This is a genomic window from Bacillus sp. JJ1474 (assembly GCF_036965225.1).
GTDB lineage: Bacteria > Bacillota > Bacilli > Bacillales > Cytobacillaceae > Cytobacillus.
Genome location: NZ_JBALPC010000150.1, coordinates 1 through 6,662, shown reverse-complemented (window position 1 = coordinate 6,662; position 6,662 = coordinate 1). Strand labels below are relative to the sequence as shown.

Annotated in this window: 5 protein-coding genes and 1 pseudogene; all 6 read right to left on the bottom strand. The window is 37.5% G+C overall.

The genetic code is table 11. The annotated features are described in order from the left end of the window. Nucleotides 1–473: 473 nt before the first annotated feature. Nucleotides 474–1,184 carry an ABC transporter ATP-binding protein gene (locus V7164_RS17600; protein ID WP_335348004.1) on the bottom strand — a complete coding sequence of 237 codons (711 nt, stop codon included), beginning with the start codon at nt 1,182–1,184 and terminating at the stop codon, nt 474–476. After that, a complete protein-coding gene (locus V7164_RS17595; RefSeq protein ID WP_335354739.1) occupies nt 1,156–2,970 on the bottom strand; it encodes a branched-chain amino acid ABC transporter ATP-binding protein/permease in 1,815 nt (604 codons plus the stop codon). The genes V7164_RS17600 and V7164_RS17595 overlap by 29 nt, the downstream gene beginning before the upstream one ends. A gap of 1 nt (nt 2,971) precedes the next feature. Next, nucleotides 2,972–3,871, bottom strand: coding sequence for a branched-chain amino acid ABC transporter permease (locus V7164_RS17590; protein WP_335354738.1), 900 nt, complete (start codon nt 3,869–3,871; stop codon nt 2,972–2,974). A 107-nt stretch (nt 3,872–3,978) separates the two neighbouring features. Then, nucleotides 3,979–5,193 (bottom strand): ABC transporter substrate-binding protein, encoded by a 1,215-nt coding sequence (locus V7164_RS17585; RefSeq protein ID WP_335347685.1) that lies wholly within the window; start codon nt 5,191–5,193, stop codon nt 3,979–3,981. A 91-nt stretch (nt 5,194–5,284) separates the two neighbouring features. After that, entirely contained in the window at nt 5,285–6,082 is a 798-nt protein-coding gene (locus V7164_RS17580) for a 3-hydroxybutyrate dehydrogenase (protein ID WP_335347684.1), read from the bottom strand. A gap of 136 nt (nt 6,083–6,218) precedes the next feature. Further along, nucleotides 6,219–6,511: pseudogene (locus tag V7164_RS17575) on the bottom strand (CoA-transferase); the annotation flags it as partial. Nucleotides 6,512–6,662: the final 151 nt, after the last annotated feature.

The window sequence follows — 6,662 nt, the reverse complement described above, 5'->3', positions numbered from 1 at the left end:
TGGTACTTGTACAAAAACTTTATTGAAAGTGTGCACAGACTTATTTTTTTTAATTATTTTTAATTAGTCTAGATTACATTTATGTATCTAAAAAACCTTGATCTATTAGACTTGATTATTTTTATTTGAACTTATTTTACTAAATTGCTCAATAGGTTTTCCTCTAGCAGCGTAGAGGTCAGGGGTTCTAGCCCCCTATTCTCCATCCGAAAAAAACGTTGAAATAAAGCCACTTCTGATAAACTCAGAAGTGGTTTTTATTATTCAATCAAAGAGAGAAGTAACTACAGAAGGTTATTAAACATAAACCTTCTCTTTCGGATAACTTAGTAAAAAAGCCTCTATTTGGAGGGACGGGGATTCCTTGTCCCAAAATAACTAAATAGAAGAGGCTAAAATAACTTTAGATGTTATTTAACTTCTCCTATTAATAGAAATACATAACAACGTATTTTACACTTCCGTTAGTTCGCTTAAGCTGAACCTAAATACGTTTTTACCAGACTATCATCCCTTAATAAATCTCGTGATTCTCCATGTAACTTCACCTCACCTGCTTGTAAAACATATGCACGGTCAGATATAGCTAAAGCAGCCATGGCTAATTGCTCGACAACCACAACCGTCTTGCCAGATTTCTTCAACTCTAGCAGAGTGTCGAAAATCTGTTTTACAAATATAGGTGATAAACCCATGGATGGTTCATCAAGAATAACAAAATCAGGATCAGACATAAGTGCTCTGGATACAGCTAGCATCTGTTGCTCTCCACCACTCAACGTACCTGCTTGCTGCCTTCTTCTCTCCTTTAATCTCGGAAATCTTTCGTATTCTCTTTCTATAAGCTCTTGAATTTTTTGTTTCTCTTTTTTAATCGTAAAGGCACCAAGAATTAGATTATCCTCTACCGACTGATCACCAAAGACCTGACGACCTTGGGGGACATGGGATATACCATACCCTAAAATTTTATGAGCAGGCGTACCTGTAATCACATTATCCTTATATAGGATAGTGCCCTCCTTCGCCTTCATCAACCCCGTAATCGCTTTTAATAGTGTTGTTTTTCCGGCCCCATTGGGACCAATAACAGCAACGATTTCACCTTCATTTACTTCCATTGACACATTGTGTAAAGCGGATGCATGACCATAACTAACCGACAGATTTTGTACCTGCAACAAGCTGGTTCACCTCTTCTCCCCCAAGATAGGCATCAATTACCCTTGGATCGTTTTGAATAGTTTCAGGATTTCCCTCACAAATTTTCTTACCGAAATCTAACACTGTAATATAATCACAAATATTCATTACAATATCCATATGATGCTCAACCAAAATAATAGACAATCCTGCCTTCTTCAGACGTTGGATCACATCCATGATTTTTACAATCTCTTTTGGACTAGCCCCTGCTGCCGGTTCATCTAGAATAAGTAATGCAGGTTTTAAAGCTAACCCCCTCGCTATTTCAACTAATCGCTGTTCTCCATATGGTAAGTCAGACGCTTTTTCATGGGCTCTTTTTTCTAAGCCAACAATTCGTAGTAGATCATAGGCTTTTTGTGCATAGTATTTCTCTTCATCAGATACCTGACCTAGATATAATAGGTTTTTCAGGAATCCTGTTTTGAAGTGACGATGAAAACCAACCATGACGTTTTGTAAAACGCTCATGTCTTCAAACAACTGCAGGTTTTGGAATGTTCTTGTAATTCCTTCTTGTGCTATACTATGAGGAGCATATTTTGTAATGTTCTTTCCTTTCCAAAGAATGTTTCCACCAGTCGGCATATAGACTCCACTTAGGACGTTAACTGTAGTGCTTTTACCTGAACCGTTTGGGCCAATAATTCCGTGAACAGTTCCACCTAAAACCTCTATTTCAACTTCGTCAATAGCTTTTAATCCACCAAAATACATAGAAATATTTTTAAGCTCTAAAACCTTACCATTAATCCCTTCAGGTAAATCTATTGTTGCCTTCCGACCATCATGTAAAATTCCTAATTCAGTATTGGCTTTTTTACTAGAAAACTTTTTAAAGTAAGAAAGATTGGTGAAGGCACCCACGATACCATCGGGTAAAAGGATAAGTGCGAGTAATAATATTCCACCAAAGATCATTAAGTGATAATCTACAAAGTTATGAAGGAATTGCGGTAACCCAACGATAACCGCTGTACCTATAATAGGACCTATCTTTGTTCCTGACCCTCCGATAATAACCGCAATAAGGAACATAATGGATAGATTCAATTCAAAAGTTGTACTACTTATAAACTGATTTTGGAAAGCGAACAGCCCTCCGCCTACACCTGCTAAAAAAGCAGAAACAGCAAAGGCTAATATTTTCCAATTCCGAACATTAATCCCTAGTACCTCTGAAGCAACTTCACTATTTCCAAAAGCAGTAAAGGTCCTTCCAAAACGACCTCTAAAGATATTCGTTGCGAATGCTGTAAATATGATAGCTAAAAGACCAATAAACCACATATATTGAATTGGATCAAGCTCAAGACCGAAAAAGGATGGTACCGAAGTTTTGGTTCCTGCAGGACCGCCCGTGACATCTACCCAGCGGTTGGCAATAATACTAATCAATTCTCCAAATGCAATTGTTACCATTGCCAGATAAGGACCTTTCGCTCGTAAGGACAAAAGAGCTACAATCGCACCAAATACAGCAGCTATTAAGCCAGAGATCACAATACTTACGAAGAAATTCAATCCTACTTTCATCGTAAGTATTGCAGATAAATATGCTCCTATCGCATAAAATCCTACATGCCCCAAGGAAAGCTGATTGGAGAGTCCCACAAGTAGATTTAACCCTACGATGACAATGTAAGTAATTAAAAATGTCTGGGCTACATGAATAGTATGAGCATTGTTAAAAAACCAGGGAAATGCATATAAGAGGACGAGCGGGATCACAATTTGATAAATCCACCATTTTGCTTTTATCATACTAGAATTTCTCCTTTACTCGTTTTCCAAATAACCCCTGAGGAAGGACTGCTAAAATGACAAGAATTAAGAAGAACGCAGCTGCTTCTTTCATGGATGTACTAAATAAAGTAAAGAGGTTTTCTAATACACCTAGTAAAAGTCCTCCGATAAAAATGCCTCTTGGATTCTCGATACCACCAATAATTGCAACTGCAAATGCTTTTAATCCCAGGAAAAGACCAATAAATGCACCTGGATGTACCATAGGCCCGACTAAAACTCCACCTACTCCAGCTAGAATCCCTGCAATGATAAAAGCAATGGAAGCCATTAATCGTGGATTAATTCCCATTAATGAAGCAGCGTCTCTATTAAAGGCAACCGCTTCAAGCGCCTTTCCAAATAATGATTTCTTTAAGAAGACGTATAATAGAAACATAATAACTGCAGCACTAACGAGTACAAATATGTCATGATAGCGGATTTTCAATATACCTAAATCTAAAATAGCGCGTCCAAATGGAGATGGGGCCATTAGAACATCCCTTCCCCAGATAAGCATAGCTATGTTTCTCACAATCATAGCAACGGCCACAGTACTTAAAATCCAACCAATGGAATGCCAACTTTTTAACGGACGGATAGCGACTTGTTGCAATGCCCAACCCGATATACCCAGTATGACGATAACCAATAGTAATGATGCTATAAAGGCAATCCAAACACCCCCACCCGAAGCAGTTATTGTCATAAAGGTAGATAATCCTATAAGTGAACCAAGCATGACGAAGTCACCTTGACCAAAGTTCATAGTTTTAGTCGTAATAAAGGTAATATAGTAGCCTTGGGCAATTATCGCATAAACACTTCCATACACTAACCCATTAATAATGGCTTTTAATATATCTGTTAATTCCAAAGCAAACGCCCCCTTGTGATACTACGAATAACAAGCAATGGTGAAAAGGGAAATCTACATATGGACTTACCCTTTACACCAGTTAAAAGATTTATATGATGGCTCTATTAATCTGCTGCGACAATTTGTAAATCGTCGTTATATGTGGCAATGAATACTTCGTCAATACCAAATGCTTCATGGTTATCCTTAGTGAAAGGTGCTGATTTAATTGCTGTTACACCTTCAAAGTCCGTGAAGGATTCAATTTGATCACGAATTTTTTCACTATCTAAACCAACCTTTTTTATAGCATCTAAGATAAGTTTTGCACTGTCATATCCTTGTGCCGTAGCAATAGGGAATACGTCTTCACCATACGTATCCATTACTCTTGCATGGAATTTTTTTGCTGCTTCATTTTGATCAATCGTATATGACTGTACAAAGAATAGATCACCCTTCACAAGATCTCCAACTAGATTTAAAACAGTTGGGTCACCTGTAGCCCAAGTCGCGTAAATAGGGGCATTCAACCCTTCATTGAAACGAGCTTCAAGCAACTTTGCTGACTGTGGTGCAAGCCCGTAGAAGATAACTGCTTCCACCCCTGCATTATTCATTTCACGAATAGAAGGCTCTAGATTTAATTCCTTTGGATCAAAGGCTGAAATAACAGTTGGTTCCAAATTGTAGGTTTCCTTCATTTGCTTAACAATATCTTCTCTTCCACCTTGCCCGTACCCTTCCGTATCATGGATGACACCAAGTTTCGTAAGGCCTTGTTTATCGATAAGCTCTTTTAAAATAGCGGACACTTGAACCCCATCAAGAGGAGACACGCGGAAAATATAGTTTTTATCAGCATCTTTATACTCTTGTGTGATTTTTGTCCCTGTAGCTACTGGTACAACTTCAGGAATTTTTGCCTCTTGAGTAAATTGAATGTGAGCCATGGCATTCCCAGAGTTAGCAGGTCCAACTAAGGCTACAATTTTATCTTGGCTAATTAATTTTTGAACAATCTCGACAGACTTTTCTGGTTTAGCTTCATCATCATATAGGACTACATTTGCTTTTTTTCCTTCAAAGCCGCCAGCATCGTTAAAATCTTTAACAGCTAGGTCCACACCCCTTTTTACTCCTTCACCAAATAAAGCTGTTCCACCCGACATAGAAATAGCTAAACCTATGTTAAAGGTTTCCTCACCTGAAGAAGAAGCACCAGAATCACTACTAGCTGCGGAATTTGTTTTTGTTTCTTCTACCTTTGGACTACATCCTGTCAAAACTGTAAATAATACCATAAAAGCCACTAGAAAGATTGCACTTGATTTTTTCAAAATAATTCCCTCCCCTTTTAATAAACCTAAAGTTAACTCATTTATAAAACCGGCGTAATGAAAGAATAATAGCGTTTACTAATATTTTTTCTTATTGGACTGTGTAGCCACCATCAATAACAATCGCCTGTCCTGTAATACCTTTGGCTTTTTCACTTGCTAAGAAAACGACGTAATCAGAGATTTCTTTGACATGTAATAAGCGCTTCTGTGGTACAAGCGGATAAATTACTTCTTCAAGTACATTTTCTAACTCTACATTTCTTGTCTTTGCTAAGTCAGTTAATTGATTTCGCACAAGCGGAGTGTCTACATAACCAGGACAAATGGCGTTAACGGTGATTCCGTATTCTGCCCCTTCTAATGCTGCAACCTTCGTCAAACCGTTCACTCCATGCTTCGCACTATTGTAAGCAGCCTTCCCTGCAAAACCAACTAAACCATTAATAGAGGACATATTTATCACTCGACCAAATCCTTGTTTTTTCATGACAGGAAAAACATGCTTTGTAGCAATAAATGGACCTGTTAGCATCACCTTAAGAAGTAATTCAAAGCGATCAGCAGGAAAATCCTCAATGGTAGATATGTGCTGTAACCCTGCATTGTTTATTAGAATATCAATACCTCCATATGTATTAATGGTATGATTTAATGCAGATATGATTTCTTGCTCTTTGGTTACATCACATCCAATCCCCATGACTTCTAATCCATCATTCTTCATGGACCCGGCAGTTTCTTTTACTGCTTCTTCATTCAGATCACTGATCACTACTCTTGCACCTTCTTCAGCAAATGCTTGGGCTAAATCTAGACCTATTCCACTAGCCGCACCCGTTATGAAAACAACTTTATTTTCAAGTGATTTTTCCTTATTTTGATTCAAAACAACAATCCCCCCATTGGAATGCTAAACAATAAATTTAATTGTGCTGGAATGATTAATTCCAGTCTTGTACATGCTTGAATATCTGCAACTGTGTAACCTTCAACTATCTCAATAAATGTTAATCCTTCGGGGGTTCAGCTAAGCTACCTTGAGGTGCAAGTTCTACTTCTAGCCCACAAGACATTAAGTGACGTTCAACCTTCTAATTCTTGCCGACATAGGAGGAAATCATTTGTTGATTTGTCTATTTTTCAATAGATTTATTAATCCCCAATCGTCAACCTCACAATTATTAGAAATAATCGTAAGACCTTTAACCCCCTTTCGATATAACCCTAAGATTCAGTTTTCAGGTATACCTACTAGTCCAGATCCCCCAACGAGTAATGTATCACCGTCATTAATCAATGGAAGAATAACCTTCATATCACTTTTCTCCTTCCTTTTATTACTTTTTCAACCTATTTATTTTTAAAGCAAAATTCGTGCCAACTTTTCTGGAGGATCTCTGAACACCTTGAAATGTCCCATTTCTTTATTTTTTATTATCATTTTGTTCTATAATTTTAATTAAATT

Bases quoted from the DNA above. Each gene is read 5' to 3' on its own strand.
- V7164_RS17595 (WP_335354739.1), bottom strand. From the start codon at position 2,970: ATGATAAAAGCAAAATGGTGGATTTATCAAATTGTGATCCCGCTCGTC.